Raw genomic sequence first — 16130 nt, 5'->3', positions numbered from 1 at the left:
CGGTGCTGGAAGTGCGGTGTTGGACGCCGAGTTGACAGAGCATCAGCATAGAGGGACGGCCGTGGCCGGTGAAACGGAATTGACCGAAGTCGCCGCTGGTCAGAAGTCGGCCGGCGGGGACTGCGGCCCGGCACCGGCACCGGGCCCGCCGGTCATCAACTCCCGTGCACAGCGCCGGAGCCAGGCGTGTGCCGGGTCGGCGTCGTGGCGCGGGTGCCAGGCCAGCCCGATGCCGATCGGCGGGAGGTCCAGCGGCACCTCGAAGGTGACCAGGCCGAGTGCGCCGGCCAGGGGTGCGCTCCAGGAGGTGATCAGACCGATCAGGTCGGAGTCGCGGAGCACGAACAGGGAGGCCGGGAAGGTGCCGACGGTGCCGACCACCCGCCGCTCCAGGCCGAGTTCGGCCAGTGCGGCGTCCACCGGGCCGTGCAGCTTGCCGCGCCTGCCGGCTGCTGGTCATCTCGGCCGGCACCGGCCCGTCCATGCCGGCCCTGACGCTGGGGGTCGTCACCTCGCTCCCGCCCCATCAGGCGGGCCTGGGCTCGGGCCTCGGCACCACGGCCCGCGAGACCGGCGCGGCCCTGGGCGTCGCGGTCACCGGCACGATCCTGTCCGCCCACACGAGCCTCGCCTCCGGCATGGGCCCGGCGCTGCGCACGGTCGCGCTGCTGGTGCTCGCGGCGACGGTGCTCGTGATGGCCGGCCACCGCGATCGACCCCCGACACGCACTATCGCGTCCGGCGGGAAACGCGTACTATCGCGTTCAACCGGTGCCTGAGCAACTCCCCTCACCATACGGCCCGTTGAGGAGACCCCCCGTGCCCGCTCTGCTGAATCCCGTCCTCGACCTGCTGACCCTGCGCGGCACCGTCACCGAGGTCGAACAGCTCACCTCCCGCATACGCCGTCTGCGCATCGACGGCGACCAGCTCGCCGGTCTCGACGTCCACCCCGGCCAGCAGGTCCGGGTCCTGGTCACCGGCCTGACCCTGCGCACGTACTCCGTGTGGCGCTACGACCCGTCCGGCGTCGTCGAGTTGTGCGTGCTGGACCATCCCGAGGGCGGGCCGGGGGCCCGGTGGGGGCGCACGGTCGGCACCGGCGAGCAGGTGCGGCTGCGCAAGCCCGAGGGCACGTTCACGCTGCGCCCCGAGGCCGCCCACCATGTCTTCGTCGGCGACGAGACGGCCTCGGTCGCCTTCGGCGCGATGCTCGCGGCACTGCCCGAGGAGGCCACCGTCTCCGGCTGCGTGGAGACGGCGACCACGGCGGACCGGCTGCCCCTCGCGTACGCGGATCGCCTCGACTGGGTGCTCCGCGGCGAGACCGCACTGCCGGAGGCGGTACGACGGCTCGCCCCCGAGCCCGGCGGGATCGCCTATGTCGCCGGGGAGGCACGGGCCGTGCAGGCGGTGCGGAAGGTGCTCGTCCAGGAGGCGGGGTGGGACCGGCGGGCGGTCCTCACCAAGCCGTTCTGGACGCCGGGGAAGAAGGGGATGGAGTGACCAGGACGCTCAGGAACACTGGGCGCCGGCAGGGCAGAAGGAGTCGACGGCCGTGGTGAGCGGCCCCCGGACCAGCCCCGCGTCGAGGCTCCCGGGGCCGCTGGAGCGGATCGCGTACAGGGTGCCGTCGGCGGCCTGGAAGCGGTGGTCGATGACCTGCCGGCTGCCCTTGTCCTTGTCGTCGTAGCGGTACGACAGTTCGGCCCAGCTGTCGCCGGAGGTACGGTCGTCGGCCTGGTAGCCGGGTTGCTTCGCGTATCCGTACCCGGGGTCGTTCTCGGCGAGGTCGAGGGACTCGGCCGGGGTGGCCTCGGAGAGCGCGAAGATCTGCAACTGGCGCCCGTCGGACGGGGAGTCGTAGTACACCACCGGTGCCTTCTCCCCCTGCTGCTGCCGCCGGGTCCATCCCTGGGGCACGTCGAGGGTGTACCCGACGGGATCGCGCACGGCGCGGTATCCGGAGGCGACGGAGGGGGTGGGGCTGGGGCTGGCCGTGGGCTCGGGAGACGTGGGCGCCGACGACTTGGCACTGACGCTGACGCTCGCGGACGGGGCCGCCCCGGTGCCGGAGCGCTCATCGCCGTCCCGGCCGAGGTACCAGACCCCGAGCCCGGAGAGACCGGCGACAAGAACCAGACCGACCACCGCGGCAAGGGCACGGCCGGACCGCCGCCGCGGGGCGTACCCGGCCGGCGGAGGCGTCGCCGCGAGCCGCTGCCCCGACGAGGTGGGGGCACCGGACCAGGGAGGCGGGGTGTAGCCCCTCCGCGCCTCGTCCGGCGACGAGGGGCGGGACGCCGCCGGCGAGGCAGGCAGGGTCGGGGACGGCGGCGGGGACTGCGCCCACGAGGCGGGCAGGGTCGGGGACGAGGGCTGGGGCGGCACCGGCGAGGCGGGCAGGGTCGGGGACGGGGACGAGAAGGCGGTCGGGAGGGGCGGCAGACCGGGGGGCGGGGTCGGGGGCCAGGCCGGGCGTCCCTGGTCCTCAGCCGGTGCGTGCCCGGGACGGTACGGCTCGTCGCCACCGCCCTGCCGCTGGGGAAGCGCTCCGGGCGCGGACCGTTCCGTGCGCCGCGGTTTCTCCAGAGACACCGGCCACTCGGACTGCCGCGGACTCTCCGGTGACGGTGACCGCTCCGAATGCCATGGGCTCTCCGGTGGCTCCGGCCGGTCCTGTTGCCATGGGCTCTCCGGTGGCTCCGGCCGGTCCTGTTGCCATGGGCTCTCCGGGAGTCCCGTGTGCCGTGGGGTCGCCGTCGGCCATCTCTGGGTGCTCGGCTCCTCCGGCTCCTCCTGGTGGCCCGGCTCTTCCGCCTGCCGCAGGCCCTCCGGCGGCTCGCTCCGGCCGGTCGGGGCGCTGTGCCCCGTGGCTTCCTCGGGCCAACCGCCCTCGCCGGTCCCGTCGTTCCTGTCGCTCATCGCGAACCCCCCGATTCACTCCACCGCTTGCCTCTTCCGACGGTAGCGGCGGAAACGGGAACGGGCCCCGTTCCGGACGAAACCGGAGTGGGGCCCGTGGGCGCGGGAGGCTCAGATGAGGCCGAGGGCGCGGACCGCGTCGCGCTCCTCCGCCAGCTCCTGCACCGAGGCGTCGATGCGGGCGCGGGAGAACTCGCTGATCTCCAGGCCCTGCACGATCTCGTACACGCCGTCCTTGGTGGTGACCGGGAAGGAGGAGATCAGGCCCTCCGGGACGCCGTAGGAGCCGTCCGACGGGATGCCCATGGAGGTCCAGTCGCCGTCGGCGGTGCCGTTGACCCAGGTGTGGACGTGGTCGATGGCGGCGTTGGCGGCGGAGGCCGCGGAGGAGGCGCCGCGGGCCTCGATGATGGCCGCGCCGCGCTTGGCGACGGTCGGGATGAACTCCTCGGCCAGCCACTTCTCGTCGTTCACGACCTCCGCGGCGTTCTTGCCGGCGACGGTCGCGTGGAAGATGTCGGGGTACTGAGTGGCGGAGTGGTTGCCCCAGATGGTCAGACGCTTGATGTCGGCGACCGTGGAGCCCGTCTTCTTCGCCAGCTGGGTCAGCGCGCGGTTGTGGTCGAGGCGGGTCATCGCGGTGAAGCGCGCGGCCGGTACGTCCGGCGCCGCGGCCTGCGCGATCAGCGCGTTCGTGTTGGCCGGGTTGCCGACGACCAGAACCTTGATGTCGTCCGCGGCGTGGTCGTTGATGGCCTTGCCCTGCGGCTTGAAGATGCCGCCGTTGGCCTCCAGGAGGTCACCGCGCTCCATGCCCTTGGTGCGCGGGCGGGCGCCCACGAGGAGGGCGACGTTGGCACCGTCGAAGGCGACGTTCGGGTCGTCGGTGATGTCGATGCCCGACAGGAGCGGGAAGGCGCAGTCGTCCAGCTCCATGGCGGTGCCCTCGGCGGCCTTCAGCGCGGGGGTGATCTCCAGGAGGCGGAGCCGGACCGGCACGTCCGCGCCGAGCAGCTGGCCGGAGGCGATGCGGAAGAGCAGGGCGTAACCGATCTGGCCGGCCGCGCCGGTGACGGTGACGTTCACGGGAGTGCGGGTCATGGCGTTCTCCGTATGACAGCTGGCGGTGGGCGTCCTTGCCCTGGGGTGCGGACGTACAAATGATCGATCTCTCGGTATCAAGAGATCCACCGGTCAGGCTATCGCGCATTCCGGATGCCGGACGTGGAGGGGTCGGTGTGGCTCACCCCACAGACCCGCCCCACAGACCCACCCCGCAGACGTGACCCACAGACCCGCCCCGCAGACGTGACCCTGCAGACGCGCCTCCGCAGGCGACGTACGAAAGAGGCGGCCGCCCGTCCGGGAGAGGTGAGACGGGGCGGCCGCCACCCGGGGGTACCGGAATCCGGACTCCCGTGGGGGGTACGGTTCGCGTGCCCAGGAAACGCCGCGGCATTCCTGGGCACGCCGGGTTTCTACGAGGTGCACCCCGTCCGCCCCGACGCCAGCGTCGCGCACGCCTTGGCCTGGGCCACGTCCCGTACCGCCACCATCGGCGTGTACGCGATCGTGTCGCCGGCGGCCGTGATGTCTCCGGTCTTCGTGGTGGTGCCGGCGGTGACCCGCACCGAGTCGCCCTGCGCGGCGCCGGTGATACGGCCCCAGGCGGCGCCGCAGGTGCTGCTGTAGCGGACCTCCAGGGTGGTCGCGCCGACCGTGGCGGTCTTGGCGGTGGTCACCAGGTCGCCGCTGCACCCCATGGCCTCCGCGTCCTTGCCGGTGCAGCCGGTGCCCGCGCACTTCACGCCGGCCGGCAGGTCGGTGCCGGCGCTGGTGGACGGGGCGGACGAGGTGGCACCGCTCCGGTTCCCCTTCCCGTCGCCGCCGTCGTTGCCGGTGAGGAAGAAGACGGCGGCGACGACCACGGCCACGCCGACCACCCCCGCGAGGAACATCGTCAGCCGCCGCCGGCCGCCGCCGGGGGCACCCGTCCCCGCGGGCACGGCCGGCCCGCGGGACCCCGTCCCCTCCCGGCGGTTCGCGTCGGGTGCCGTCGGCTGGGGCGGGATGGTGGGCGAGACGCCCGCCGGCCCGGCGATCCCCGGCGTCGCCACAGCACTGCCCGCCCGGCGCGGCGCCTTGCCGCCGGCCTTGCTCCCGGCCGCGGTCGCGGACGTGGCCGGCGGCGCCCCGAACTCCCCCAGCGCGGCCCGCGCCTGGGAGACCCGGATCGCCTCCATCGTCATGTCGTGGCGCATCTCCGAACGGCTCCAGGCCCGTTCGGCCAGCTCCCACATGGTGGTGAGATGGACGGGATTGGCGCCGGTGACCTCGGCGAGCGCGACGACCGCGCCCTTGGGCGCCAGCAGCCGCCCGCCCAGGTACCGCTCCCAGGACGTCTTGCTGTAGCCGGTACGGTCGGACAGTGCCGCGACGCTCAGCCCGCTGCGGTCCACGAGCCGCCGCAACTGGGTCGCGAACTCTCTTACCTGCGGATCGAGTTCATCCGGCAGAGCCTTCCAACGAGGCATTGCTTCCCCCTCTTCCCCCGCGTTCCCCTTGCGCGTGGTGCCCCCCACGCCGGTCCCCGTTCTGGCTACCCAGCGGACCGCGGTGCCCCCGGAACCCAGTCCCCCGGCAGGGGGCGTACAGGAGCACTGACCCGCCCACGTGCACCGTCGCACGCCTACCGCGACGCGGTCCAACGGGCCTTCGGCTCGTCCCGATTGGACACGTTAGCCCGCTTGTGAGTCGCCTTCGTGACATATCCGCGAACTTGTCAACACATCGACACACTGGTCATCCAGCCGTGACCTCGCAGGTCACAGGAGACCCGGTTCACCCGAGAAGCACGGCGCCGACGACCGCCACCAGGAGCAGGACGAGCAGCAGCAGGAGCGCGGCCGCCAGCAGCCGGCCGTGCGGGCGGGGCGCCCGCTCCTCCTCCGGGCGGTCCCACCAGGGGAGGGTGGGGTCGTCCTCGTACTCCCCGGCGCCAGGCGGCCGTTCCGGCACGTTCGCCGGGCGCGGCCAGGCCTGGACGGCCAGCTCCCAGCGCACGGTGTGCCGTTCGGCGTCGGCGCCGGTGAGGCCCGCGACCCGGCACAGCGCGGCGACGGCCTGCCGTGGCGGCGGCTGTACGGCGTTGAGGTACCGCTGCCAGGAGGACTTGCTGTACGCGGTGCGGGCGCCCAGCGCGACCAGGCTGAGCCCGGTGTCGTCCTTGAGGAGCCGCAACTGCTCCACGAAGTGCCGCACCTCCGCCGGGAGCCCCTCCGGCAGCGGCTGCCAGCCGCCCATCACGCACCTCCACGGCTTCCCGCGTTGCCAGTTCGTTGCCAGTTCAGACCGGGTGACGACGGGCGGCGGTCCGACGGTTCCCGCAGGCTGTGGCAGTGCGGGCGGTCCGTAGCGGAACTGTCACCTCTGTGCCACAGCGCACGGACAGCCGTTGAACCGCCGCCTCGCGATGGGAAGGCTGAAACCCGACGGCGGTCCGTCCTGCTCGGGGGAGGGGACGGGCCGCCTTTCAGCCGCTTTCAGCCGCCGAGGCCGCCGAGGCCGCCGAGGCCGCCGAGGCCGCCGAGCCCTCCTGGCCCCCCGGACCCGCCCGGCCCGCCCGGCGTCACCAGTCCCGTCTCGTACGCCACCACCACCGCCTGCGCCCGGCTGCCCAGGTCGAGCTTGGTCATCGTGCGGTTGAGGTGGGTCTTCACGGTGGCCTCGCTGATGTAGAGGCGGTCGGCGATCTCCAGGTTGGACAGCCCGCGCGCGGTGAGCTTGAGGACCTCGACCTCACGGGAGGTCAGCACGTCGAGGTCGGGCGGCGGACCGGCCTGCGGGTCGGGGCCGTGCTGCCGGGCGAAGGCCTCGACCAGGCGCCGGGTGACGCTGGGCGCGAACAGGGCGTCACCGCCGTCCACCGCGGTGACGGCGGCCAGCAGCCGTTCCGGACCGGAGTCCTTGAGGAGGAACCCGGAGGCACCGGCCCGCAGCGCGCCGTACACGTACTCGTCGAGGTCGAAGGTGGTGAGCACGAGGACCCGGGGCGCGGGCCCCGTCGCCTGCGCGAGGATGCGCTCGGTGGCCTCGATCCCGTTCAGACCCGGCATCCGGATGTCCATGAGCACGACGTCGGGGCCGGTCTCGGCGGCCAGCCGCACCGCCTCCGCACCGTCCCCGGCCTCCCCGACCACCTCGAACCCGGGCGCGGCTTCCAGCAGCCCCACCAGACCCGCGCGGATGAGGAACTGGTCGTCGACCACGAGCACTCTGGTCATCCGGTACGGTCGTCCCCCCGCCGTGCGAGTGTGGCCGAGGTCGGCAGGGCCAGGTCGACCGCGTAGCCCCCCTCGGAGCGTGGGCCGACGCTGATCGTCCCGCCGTAGAGCTTGGCCCGCTCGCGCATGCCAATCAAGCCATGTCCGGCGCTCGTTCGCACTCTGTCCGGATTCACCCCCTCCCCGTCGTCGCGGACGGACACGGTCAGCTCGTGCGGCCGGTACCGCAGCAGCACGCGCGCGTGTGCGCGGCCGGCGTGCTTGAGGACGTTGGTGAGCGCCTCCTGGACCACGCGGTAGGCGCACAGCTCGACACCGGGCGGCAGCGGCCGGGGCTCGCCCTCGACCACGAACTCGACCGGCAGCCCGCCGCTGCGCACCCGCTCCACGAGGTCGGCGAGCCGGTCCAGGGTGGGCATGGGAGCCCGCTCGGCGGCCTGCGGATCCTCCTCCCGCAGCACCTGGAGCATGCGCCGCAGCTCCTCCAGGGCCTCCCCGCTGGTGTCCGCGATCGTCCCCAGCGCCCCGCGCGCCTTGCCGGGGTCCGACTCGAAGACGAACCGGGCGAGGCCCGCCTGTACGGAGATCACCGACATGTGATGGGCGACGACGTCGTGCAACTCCCGTGCGATCCGCCCGCGTTCCTCGGCGACGGCCCGTCGTGCCCGCTCGGCCTGCTCGGCCTTCAGCTGCCGGGAGAGCACGGCGGAGCGCTGCGCGAGGTGCCCGAACCAGACGAACACCGAGCAGTACAGCAGCGCCTGGACGACGACGGAGGGCATCGAGGAGCCGCGGGTGACGAGCCCGGCGTACACCCACATGCCGGTCATGCAGACCGCGCAGCCGACGGCGACCCGGACCGGCCGCACCGACGCGACCGTGTACAGCCCCAGCAGGGAGCCGAAGGTGCACACCACGGGCCAGAAGCCGAGGCTGACGTAGGCGATGGTCGCGCACTGCATGACGGCGAAGACCGCGACCGGCCACCGCCCGCGCAGGGCGACGGGCAGCTGCGCCAGCACGATCAGCACATACGCCCGCGCGTCGAGCTGCGGCCACCCCTGGGCGGGCGACTCCAGCCCCAGCAACACGGCCATCACGACCGTCCCGCACGCGATCAGCGTGTCGACGGCGAGTGGGGGCGGGTTCCGCAGTCGCATCGCCGCAGCGTAACGCGGGGATCCCGGGCCGGGAGTCAACCACCGGACGTACCGCGGAAGTTGTAGGGGGTTCAATCAGAAGTGGGATTCGCCGGGGGTACCGGGTCCCTACCTTCGAACAGGGGGAAGGCCCGCACCCACCGGGGGAGGTGCGGGCCACTCCTCGGTGCCGGGTGCCGCTAGCTCCTCATCGTGAAGTGCAGCGTGTCCTTCAGATACGGGATCACCAGCCACGGCTTCGGCTGCGCCATCAGCGCCAGCAGCACGATCGCCAGCCCCAGCACCCCGTACGTCGCGATGTCCGTGAAACGGGACCGCACCGCCAGCATCCCCACGCTCGGCAGTATCCACCGCATCACCGCCCCCGCCAGCAGCGCCGCCCCGATCAGCAGCGCACCCACCCGGAACTGGTCCAGCGAGGTCAGCAGCAACCCCACCGCGACGGCCGCCAGCACCACCAGCAGCGGCCACTGCCGAGCCGGCGCCGGCAGGTCTCCCGACGCGGCCCTGCCGCCCCCCTCGGGGCGCGCCGTGTCCCGTGTGAACAGCGGGAAGCGCCGGGTCGCCCGACGCCCCGCACCCTGTCCGTGACCGCCGTCAGCCGACACTGCGCTCCGCCGCCTCGACCACGTTGACGAGCAGCTGCGCCCGGGTCATCGGCCCGACACCGCCGGGGTTCGGGGAGAGCCACCCGGCGACCTCGGCGACGTCGGGGTGCACATCGCCGACGATCTTGCCGTCGGCGTTGCGGGAGACGCCGATGTCGAGGACGGCCGCGCCCGGCTTGACGTCCTCGGCGCGGATCAGATGCGGGGAGCCGGCCGCGGCGACGATGATGTCGGCGCGCTTGAGATGGGCGGACAGATCGCGCGTGCCGGTGTGGCACTGGGTCACCGTGGCGTTCTCGCTGCGCCGGGTGAGCAGCAGCGGCATCGGGCGCCCGATGGTCACGCCACGGCCGACGACCACGACCTCGGCGCCCTTGATCTCGACGCCGTAGCGGCGCAGCAGGGTCAGCACGCCGTTGGGGGTGCACGGCAGCGGCGCGGGCTCGCCGAGCACCAGCCGGCCGAGGTTCATCGGGTGCAGGCCGTCCGCGTCCTTGTGCGGGTCCATCAGCTCGAGGATGCGGTTCTCGTCGATGCCCTTGGGCAGCGGGAGCTGGACGATGTAGCCGGTGCAGGCCGGGTCGTCGTTGAGCTCGCGGACGACGGCCTCGATCTCCTCCTGGGTCGCGGTGGCGGGCAGCTCGCGCTGGATGGAGGCGATGCCGACCTGCGCACAGTCACGGTGCTTGCCGGCGACGTACTTCTGACTGCCGGGGTCGTCCCCGACCAGGATCGTGCCGAGGCCGGGCGTGACGCCCTTCTCCTTCAGCACCGCCACGCGGGCGGTCAGATCGGACTTGATCGCGGCTGCGGTGGCCTTGCCATCGAGAATCTGGGCGGTCATGGCTCCATCCTCGCGGATGCCGGTGTCCCGGTTCCAATCGGGTGTGCGGTCTTGATCAATGATGTTGCACTTGCACAACACCTGGCGAATCGGACTGGACAACAACTCGCCCTTACTAAACGATGAGCGGCGCAGTATCGCGGTCCGGTTGGGGGGCAAACCGCTCAGATCATGACGTACCTCCGTCCCAATCCGCGTCGTCCCCGCAGGTCCAACGGAGGAATCGGCCATGAGTTTCGGCTCGCCCAACAACCCCTACGGTCAGCAGCCGCAGAACCCGCAGCAGGGTCAGCCCGGCTACGGCTACCCGCAGCAGGGTCAGCCCGGCTACCAGCAGGCCCCGCAGGGCGTGCCGCCGCAGCAGGGCTACGGCTACCCGCAGGGTCAGCCCGGCTACCCCCAGCAGCCCGGCTACCCGCAGCAGGGTGGCTACGGCTACCCGCAGCAGGGATACGGCGCCACCCCGCCGTACGCGAACTGGGGCCAGCGCTTCCTCGGCACGCTCGTCGACGGCCTGGTCTTCCTGGTGCCGTACATCCTGGTGATCGTCGGCAAGGACACCCCGGCGCTGGCGGCCGTCGGCGGGCTCGCGCTCCTCGGCCTGGCGATCTGGCAGCTGATCATGGAGGGCCGCACCGGCCAGACCGTCGGCAAGAAGGCGCTGGGCATCCGCCTGGTGAAGGAGGCCACCGGCCAGCCGATCGGCGTCGGCATGGCCTTCGTGCGCCGTATCGCCCACATCCTGGACAGCCTCGCCTGCTACCTGGGCTGGCTGTGGCCGGCGTGGGACTCCAAGCGCCAGACGTTCGCCGACAAGGTGTGCGGCACGATCGTGATCCGCAGCAACTGAACGGCTGAGCAACCGGCCGGCTCCCGCACACTCCAAGGGCCGTGTCCCCCGCACTGGGGGACACGGCCCTGGTGTTCGGTCACGCGACCTCTGATCGCGCAACCTCAGTTGATCGCGCAACCTCAGTGGAAGAAGTGCCGCGTCCCCGTGAAGTACATCGTCACGCCCGCCTTCTTCGCGGCCTCGACGACGAGTTCGTCACGCACCGAACCGCCCGGCTGCGCCACGGCCTTCACGCCGGCCGCGGTGAGGATCTCCAGGCCGTCGGGGAAGGGGAAGAACGCGTCGGAGGCGGCGTAGGAGCCGCGTGCCCGCTCCTCCCCGGCCCGCTCGACGGCGAGCTTCGCGGAGTCGACGCGGTTGACCTGGCCCATGCCGACACCAACCGAGGCGCCGTCCTTGGCGAGCAGGATGGCGTTGGACTTCACGGCCCGGCAGGCCTTCCAGGCGAAGGCGAGTTCCCGCAGCTCCTCGGGGCTCAGCGCCTCGCCGGTGGCCAGGGTCCAGTTGGCCGGGTCGTCGCCGTCGGCCTGCAGCCGGTCGGTGACCTGGAGCAGCACACCGCCGTCGACGGGCTTGACCTCGACCTGGTTGGCGGGGGCGCCCAGCGCCTTCAGCACCCGGATGTTCTTCTTCTTGGCGAGGGCCTCCAGGGCCCCCTCCTCGTAGTCGGGCGCCACGATGACCTCGGTGAAGATCTCCGCGACCTGCTCGGCCATCTCCTTGCTGACCGGCCGGTTCACCGCGATGACCCCGCCGAACGCGGACAGCGGGTCGCAGGCGTGCGCCTTGCGGTGCGCCTCGGCGACGTCCGCACCGATCGCGATGCCGCAGGGGTTGGCGTGCTTGATGATCGCGACGCAGGGCTCGTCGTGGTCGTACGCGGCACGGCGCGCGGCGTCCGTGTCCGTGTAGTTGTTGTACGACATCTCCTTGCCGTGCAGCTGCTCGGCCTTCGCGAGGCCGCCGCCACTGGCGTCGACGTAGAGGGCGGCGGGCTGGTGCGGGTTCTCGCCGTAGCGCAGGGTGTTCTCGCGCTCCCAGGTGGCGCCCAGGAAGTCCGGGAACGGCGACTCGTCGACCGGGGCGTACTCGGAGGCGAACCAGGAGGCGACCGCCACGTCGTACGACGCGGTGTGCTGGAAGGCCTCGGCGGCGAGCCGCTTGCGGGTGGCGAGGTCGAAGCCGCCGTCCTGCACGGCCGCGAGGACGTCGGCGTACCGCTCCGGGCTGGTGACCACGGCGACCGAGGGGTGGTTCTTGGCGGCGGCGCGGACCATCGAGGGGCCGCCGATGTCGATCTGCTCGACGCACTCGTCGGGCGAGGCACCCGAGGCGACGGTCTCGCGGAACGGGTAGAGGTTGACGACGACGAGGTCGAACGGCTCGACGCCCAGCTCCGCCAGCTGCTGCCGGTGGTCCTCCAGGCGCAGGTCGGCGAGGATGCCGGCGTGCACCTTGGGGTGCAGGGTCTTGACCCGGCCGTCCAGGCACTCCGGGAAGCCGGTGAGCTCCTCGACCTTGGTCACGGGGACGCCGGCGGCGGCGATGCGGGAGGCGGTGGAGCCGGTGGAGACGAGTGCGACACCTGCCTCGTGCAGTCCGCGGGCGAGCTCTTCGAGCCCGGTCTTGTCGTAGACGCTGACGAGCGCGCGCCGGATGGGCCGCTTGTTGCTCTCGGCGGTGGCGGTCACTGGATAACTACCTTTCGTCCCTCAATGCGGTGGCCGTTGCGGGCGATCCGCCCCACGACCTCGACGAGCAGGCTTCGCTCGACTTCCTTGATGCGCTCGTGCAGAGCGCTCTCGTCGTCCTCGTCCCGGACCTCCACCACGCCCTGAGCGATGATCGGCCCGGTGTCGACGCCGTCGTCGACGAAGTGGACGGTGCAGCCGGTGACCTTGGCGCCGTACGCGAGCGCGTCCCGTACGCCGTGGGCCCCGGGGAAACTGGGCAGCAGGGCGGGGTGCGTGTTCACGGTCCGCCCGCCGAACCGCGCCAGGAACTCCTTCCCGACGATCTTCATGAACCCGGCGGAGACGACGAGGTCGGGCGCGTGGGCGGCCACGGCCTCGGCGAGCGCCCGGTCCCACTCCTCCCGGGTCCCGAAGTCCTTCACCCTGGTCACGAAGGTCGCGATCCCGGCACGCTCGGCACGCGCGAGGCCCTCGATGCCGTCCCGGTCGGCACCTACGGCGACGACCTCGGCGCCGTAGGCCTCGACACCGTTCTCGGCGATCGCGTCGAGGAGCGCCTGGAGGTTGGTGCCGGATCCGGAGACCAGCACGACGAGGCGCTTGGCCACGGGCTTGGCGGCCACGGTGGGGCCCTTTCTCGGGGGAGCGTCGGTACGGCGGCCGGACTCGCACACGCTTTGTACATTCGTACGAGTGCTTCGCGCCCCGGAATACGGGGAAGTCTACGAAGCGGCCGACCGTCAGCAACGATACCGGCACACCGGACGGCCCCCACGGGACGGGGGCGTGGCCGGAAGGTAGCGTCTGGGAGGTACCGAGACGGGAACGCGTCCGGGATACGACGCGTTCACGAAGTAACCAGCCGTTTCGTCCGCTGCATCGATCAGCCGTAGCCATCAGCTGTATCCATGCAGTCGTATCCGTAAGCCAGCCAGCCATAGCCGTAGCCATCTGCTCTGTTCATCTTGATCTAGGGGAAGACGCTCACTTGATGCCGGACCGCAGCCTGGGACTTCGTATGCTCCCCCCGCAGTCGGTACAGGGAGGGCCGCGTTTCGCCGTGCTGTTGCGGGAGCGGCCGGCCACGCCGCCGGAGGCACCCTCGGACCGGCCGAAGGGTGACCAGCAGGACGACAACCCCTTCGCTCCGCCGCCGGAGGGCGCGCCGGACAAGCCGTGGCAGCCGCGCCGCCCGTCCGGTGACGGCGACCAGGAATCACCCTGGGGCAGCCAGTGGAGCGACCGTCAGCCCGGCCGGCAGTCCGGCGGCTTCGGCCAGCGTCCCGACGAGAGCGGCCCGGGCGGCGGCGGTCAGGGCGGCCCCGGCGGCCCGGGCATGCGCTTCGACCCGACGGACCCGGCCCAGCGCCGGGCGCGGTACGCCCTGCTGAGCGGTATGTGGGGCTTCCTCTTCGCCCTCTTCGGCTGGCCGTACCTGGCACTGCTGCTGGGCGCGCTGGGCATCTACTGGGGTGTCAGCGCGCTCCGCGCCAAGCCGCGCAGCCCCGAGGAGGCCGCGGCCCACGCCAACGCCCACCCCACTGCCGGTGCCAACCCCAACGCCGGCCGACCGCAGACGACGGCGGCGATCAGCGGCCTGGTCACGGCGTCGCTGGCCCTGGCCCTGGTGGCGGCGACCTTCACGGCCCAGATGGTCTACCGCGACTACTACACCTGCGTCACCGACTCCCTCACCAACGAGGCCAAGCAGTCCTGCGACCACCTGCTCCCCGAGGAACTCCGCACCATCCTGGGCACCACGAACAGCTGACGGGACGGGCCGGGGGACGGCCACCGGGAGCGGTTCGGGCTCACTGACGGGTGATCAGGAACCGTCGGGGCTGTCCGACGGCCGGGTCCCGTCCGGACTGTCCGACGGCCGGGGTCCGTCCGGACTGTCCGACGGTCGAGTTCCGTCCGGACTGACCGACGGTCGAGGTCCGCTGGGGCCGTCCGACGGTCGGGTTCCGCTGAGGCTGTCCGACGGTCGGGTTCCGCTGAGGCTGTCCGAGGGTCGTGGTCCGTCCGGACTGACCGAGGGTCGGGGGCCGCTGGGGCCGTCCGACGGTCGGGTTCCGCTGGGGCTGTCCGTCGGTCGGGTTCCGCCGAGGCCGTCCGACGGTCTGGGGCCGCTGGGGCTGTCCGATGGTTCGGATGCCTTTCGTAGTGCTGCCCAGCGGGCCTTGCGTGCCGTGTCGTCCTGCCAGGTGGCGGGCGGTGGCGGGGTGGCCGGCACCATCTCGTACGGCTCGGCGGGCAGCGCCTCGTACGGCTCGAAGGTGTCGCCGTCGCCCTGGTCGGGCAGGAGGACGGCCACCGGGGCCGGGACCGGGGTCTCGCTCTTCTTCTCCGCCGGCGGCTCCTCCCCCGGCTTCTGCTTGCCGAAGCCCAGCCATGCCGCGAGCGAGGCCGGTCCCAGCCCCCGCCAGGCCCGCAGGGCCAGGGCCACCGGGACGCCCGCCCCGAGGAGCCAGGCGCAGGTCGCCGCGCCCGTCTGCCACCAGACCGGGCCGAAACGGGCGAGCGCGGCGACGCCCAGGGGGCCGCCCGCCAACTCGGCCAGGGCCGCGAGCAGCAGCGCGCACAGCAGGGCCGCCAGTGTCATCACCCCGGCCGTACGCCCGGCCGGCCAGCGTCGTCTGGCCGCCCTGCCCACCACGAACCACGCCATCGTCACCCCGGCCGCCACCGGCACCGCCCCGGCCACCCAGTTCACCGGCACGCCCGGGCCGTCCGCCGGTACGGCCGCGAGCAGCGGAAAGGGCGGCAGGAGCGGGGCCGGGTCGGCGGCCAGGGGGTTCACGACATGACCGGCGCCGAGCGCGAAGCCCGGGCCGACGGCGTACGACGCCGACCACACCGCCGCGTTCGGGATCAGCGAGACGCAGAGCAGCAGGACCGCGAACCGGCCCGTCCACCCCTCCGTCAGTTGCAGGAACGACGCCCGGGCCGCGTCACCGTGCGCCACCAGCTCCACCGCGAGCAGCAGCGTCCCGCCCCCGAAGAACACGGTCACCCCGGCCAGGGAGGCGCGGACGGCCGTACCCCACCGCACCCGGGTGTCCCGGCCGAGGAGCCGTCGCCGTACCGGCCCCGGGAGCACCACCGCCAGACCCAGCAGCGGCTCGCGCGGACGGCCGTACGCCGTCCACACCCCGGCGCCCGCCGCGCCGGCCGCGAGCAGCGGCACGCACACCGCCACCCACCCCCACTCGGGACGCAGTTCACCGCCGGACGCGTACAACGCGGCGCAGCCGCCGACGCCGAGGTAGCCGGCCACGACCCCGGTCCAGGCCGTACGGGCCCGGACCGGCGGCGGTGTATCGACGCCGTCGCCGTCGCGTTCCGGGGCGTCCACCGCCTCCCGCGCCCCCCGGTACACCAGCAGCACCGGCAGCACGAGCAGCAGCAACGGCGTCACCCCGACCGGGGCCGGCACTCCGGACAGGGTGTCGGTGCGGACCAGTTCGACCCCGTGGGCGAGGAACCACAGCGCCGCCGCGAGATGCAGCGCGCCGCCCGGTCCGCTGTCGGGATACGGCGAGCTGACCCACAGCGCCATCACCAGCACGGCGAAGCAGGCGAGTCCGAGTCCGGCCGCGATCGCGCCGCCCAGGAGGCTCGCGGCCAGCCCGGGGGAACGGTCGCGCAACCGGGTGAGCAGGAGCGGCAGAAGCGGCGGGCGCGGCGCGCGCGACGGGGGTGCCGACGGCGGTCGGTGGGCGGGCATCCGAATCACGACGGCCATGCTCCCAACGACACG

At 72.8% G+C, this 16130-nt stretch carries 14 protein-coding genes and 2 pseudogenes; 4 read left to right on the top strand and 12 right to left on the bottom strand.

The window, feature by feature from the left end; all coding sequences use genetic code 11:
- Window positions 1-99: 99 nt before the first annotated feature.
- A pseudogene (locus tag ACFWXC_RS21615) lies at window positions 100-444 on the bottom strand (LysR substrate-binding domain-containing protein); the annotation flags it as partial.
- Between ACFWXC_RS21615 and ACFWXC_RS21610 the strand changes: the two are divergent.
- Together ACFWXC_RS21610 and ACFWXC_RS21605 are read left to right on the top strand one after the other, a co-directional pair.
- Window positions 441-779: pseudogene (locus tag ACFWXC_RS21610) on the top strand (MFS transporter); the annotation flags it as partial. The pseudogenes ACFWXC_RS21615 and ACFWXC_RS21610 sit on opposite strands and share 4 nt — an antisense overlap.
- A gap of 40 nt (window positions 780-819) precedes the next feature.
- Window positions 820-1506: a siderophore-interacting protein gene (locus ACFWXC_RS21605; RefSeq protein ID WP_384480910.1), complete on the top strand. Its 687-nt coding sequence runs from the start codon at window positions 820-822 to the stop codon at window positions 1504-1506.
- 9 nt (window positions 1507-1515) lie between these two features.
- Here ACFWXC_RS21605 and ACFWXC_RS21600 read toward each other — a convergent pair whose 3' ends face one another.
- From ACFWXC_RS21600 to ACFWXC_RS21565, 8 genes are all read right to left on the bottom strand, one after another.
- Entirely contained in the window at window positions 1516-2391 is an 876-nt protein-coding gene (locus ACFWXC_RS21600) for a hypothetical protein (RefSeq protein ID WP_384480908.1), read from the bottom strand.
- A gap of 645 nt (window positions 2392-3036) precedes the next feature.
- Window positions 3037-4026: a malate dehydrogenase gene (locus ACFWXC_RS21595; protein ID WP_384480906.1), complete on the bottom strand. Its 990-nt coding sequence runs from the start codon at window positions 4024-4026 to the stop codon at window positions 3037-3039.
- 377 nt (window positions 4027-4403) lie between these two features.
- Entirely contained in the window at window positions 4404-5459 is a 1056-nt protein-coding gene (locus ACFWXC_RS21590; protein ID WP_384480904.1) for a DUF2690 domain-containing protein, read from the bottom strand.
- A 307-nt stretch (window positions 5460-5766) separates the two neighbouring features.
- Window positions 5767-6228: a helix-turn-helix domain-containing protein gene (locus ACFWXC_RS21585; protein ID WP_384480902.1), complete on the bottom strand. Its 462-nt coding sequence runs from the start codon at window positions 6226-6228 to the stop codon at window positions 5767-5769.
- A gap of 239 nt (window positions 6229-6467) precedes the next feature.
- A complete protein-coding gene (locus ACFWXC_RS21580) occupies window positions 6468-7208 on the bottom strand; it encodes a response regulator (protein WP_384480900.1) in 741 nt (246 codons plus the stop codon).
- Window positions 7205-8368, bottom strand: coding sequence for a sensor histidine kinase (locus ACFWXC_RS21575; RefSeq protein WP_384480898.1), 1164 nt, complete (start codon window positions 8366-8368; stop codon window positions 7205-7207). The genes ACFWXC_RS21580 and ACFWXC_RS21575 overlap by 4 nt, the downstream gene beginning before the upstream one ends.
- Window positions 8369-8547: 179 nt before the next feature.
- Window positions 8548-8976, bottom strand: a complete 429-nt coding sequence (locus ACFWXC_RS21570) for a DUF3017 domain-containing protein (protein ID WP_351742029.1) — start codon at window positions 8974-8976, stop codon at window positions 8548-8550.
- Entirely contained in the window at window positions 8966-9820 is an 855-nt protein-coding gene (locus tag ACFWXC_RS21565; protein ID WP_351742031.1) for a bifunctional methylenetetrahydrofolate dehydrogenase/methenyltetrahydrofolate cyclohydrolase, read from the bottom strand. The genes ACFWXC_RS21570 and ACFWXC_RS21565 overlap by 11 nt, the downstream gene beginning before the upstream one ends.
- A 229-nt stretch (window positions 9821-10049) precedes the next feature.
- Between ACFWXC_RS21565 and ACFWXC_RS21560 the strand changes: the two genes are divergently transcribed.
- On the top strand, window positions 10050-10670 hold the full coding sequence (locus ACFWXC_RS21560; protein WP_384480896.1) for an RDD family protein: 621 nt from the start codon (window positions 10050-10052) through the stop codon (window positions 10668-10670).
- A gap of 122 nt (window positions 10671-10792) precedes the next feature.
- On the opposite strand, the gene purH is transcribed toward ACFWXC_RS21560, so the two are convergent.
- Window positions 10793-12364, bottom strand: a complete 1572-nt coding sequence (gene purH / locus ACFWXC_RS21555; RefSeq protein WP_384480895.1) for a bifunctional phosphoribosylaminoimidazolecarboxamide formyltransferase/IMP cyclohydrolase — start codon at window positions 12362-12364, stop codon at window positions 10793-10795.
- Window positions 12361-12990, bottom strand: a complete 630-nt coding sequence (gene purN / locus ACFWXC_RS21550; protein ID WP_384480893.1) for a phosphoribosylglycinamide formyltransferase — start codon at window positions 12988-12990, stop codon at window positions 12361-12363. The genes purH and purN overlap by 4 nt, the downstream gene beginning before the upstream one ends.
- A gap of 368 nt (window positions 12991-13358) precedes the next feature.
- Between purN and ACFWXC_RS21545 the strand changes: the two genes are divergently transcribed.
- Window positions 13359-14138 carry a hypothetical protein gene (locus ACFWXC_RS21545; RefSeq protein WP_384480891.1) on the top strand — a complete coding sequence of 260 codons (780 nt, stop codon included), beginning with the start codon at window positions 13359-13361 and terminating at the stop codon, window positions 14136-14138.
- Window positions 14139-14192: 54 nt separating this feature from the next.
- Here the strand turns inward: ACFWXC_RS21545 and ACFWXC_RS21540 are convergent, their stop codons facing one another.
- Entirely contained in the window at window positions 14193-16115 is a 1923-nt protein-coding gene (locus ACFWXC_RS21540; RefSeq protein WP_384480889.1) for a DUF6350 family protein, read from the bottom strand.
- Window positions 16116-16130: the final 15 nt, after the last annotated feature.

The organism is Streptomyces sp. NPDC058683 (assembly GCF_042716195.1).
In the GTDB taxonomy this organism is placed as follows: domain Bacteria; phylum Actinomycetota; class Actinomycetes; order Streptomycetales; family Streptomycetaceae; genus Streptomyces.
This window is presented reverse-complemented; position numbering and strand designations above follow the sequence as displayed.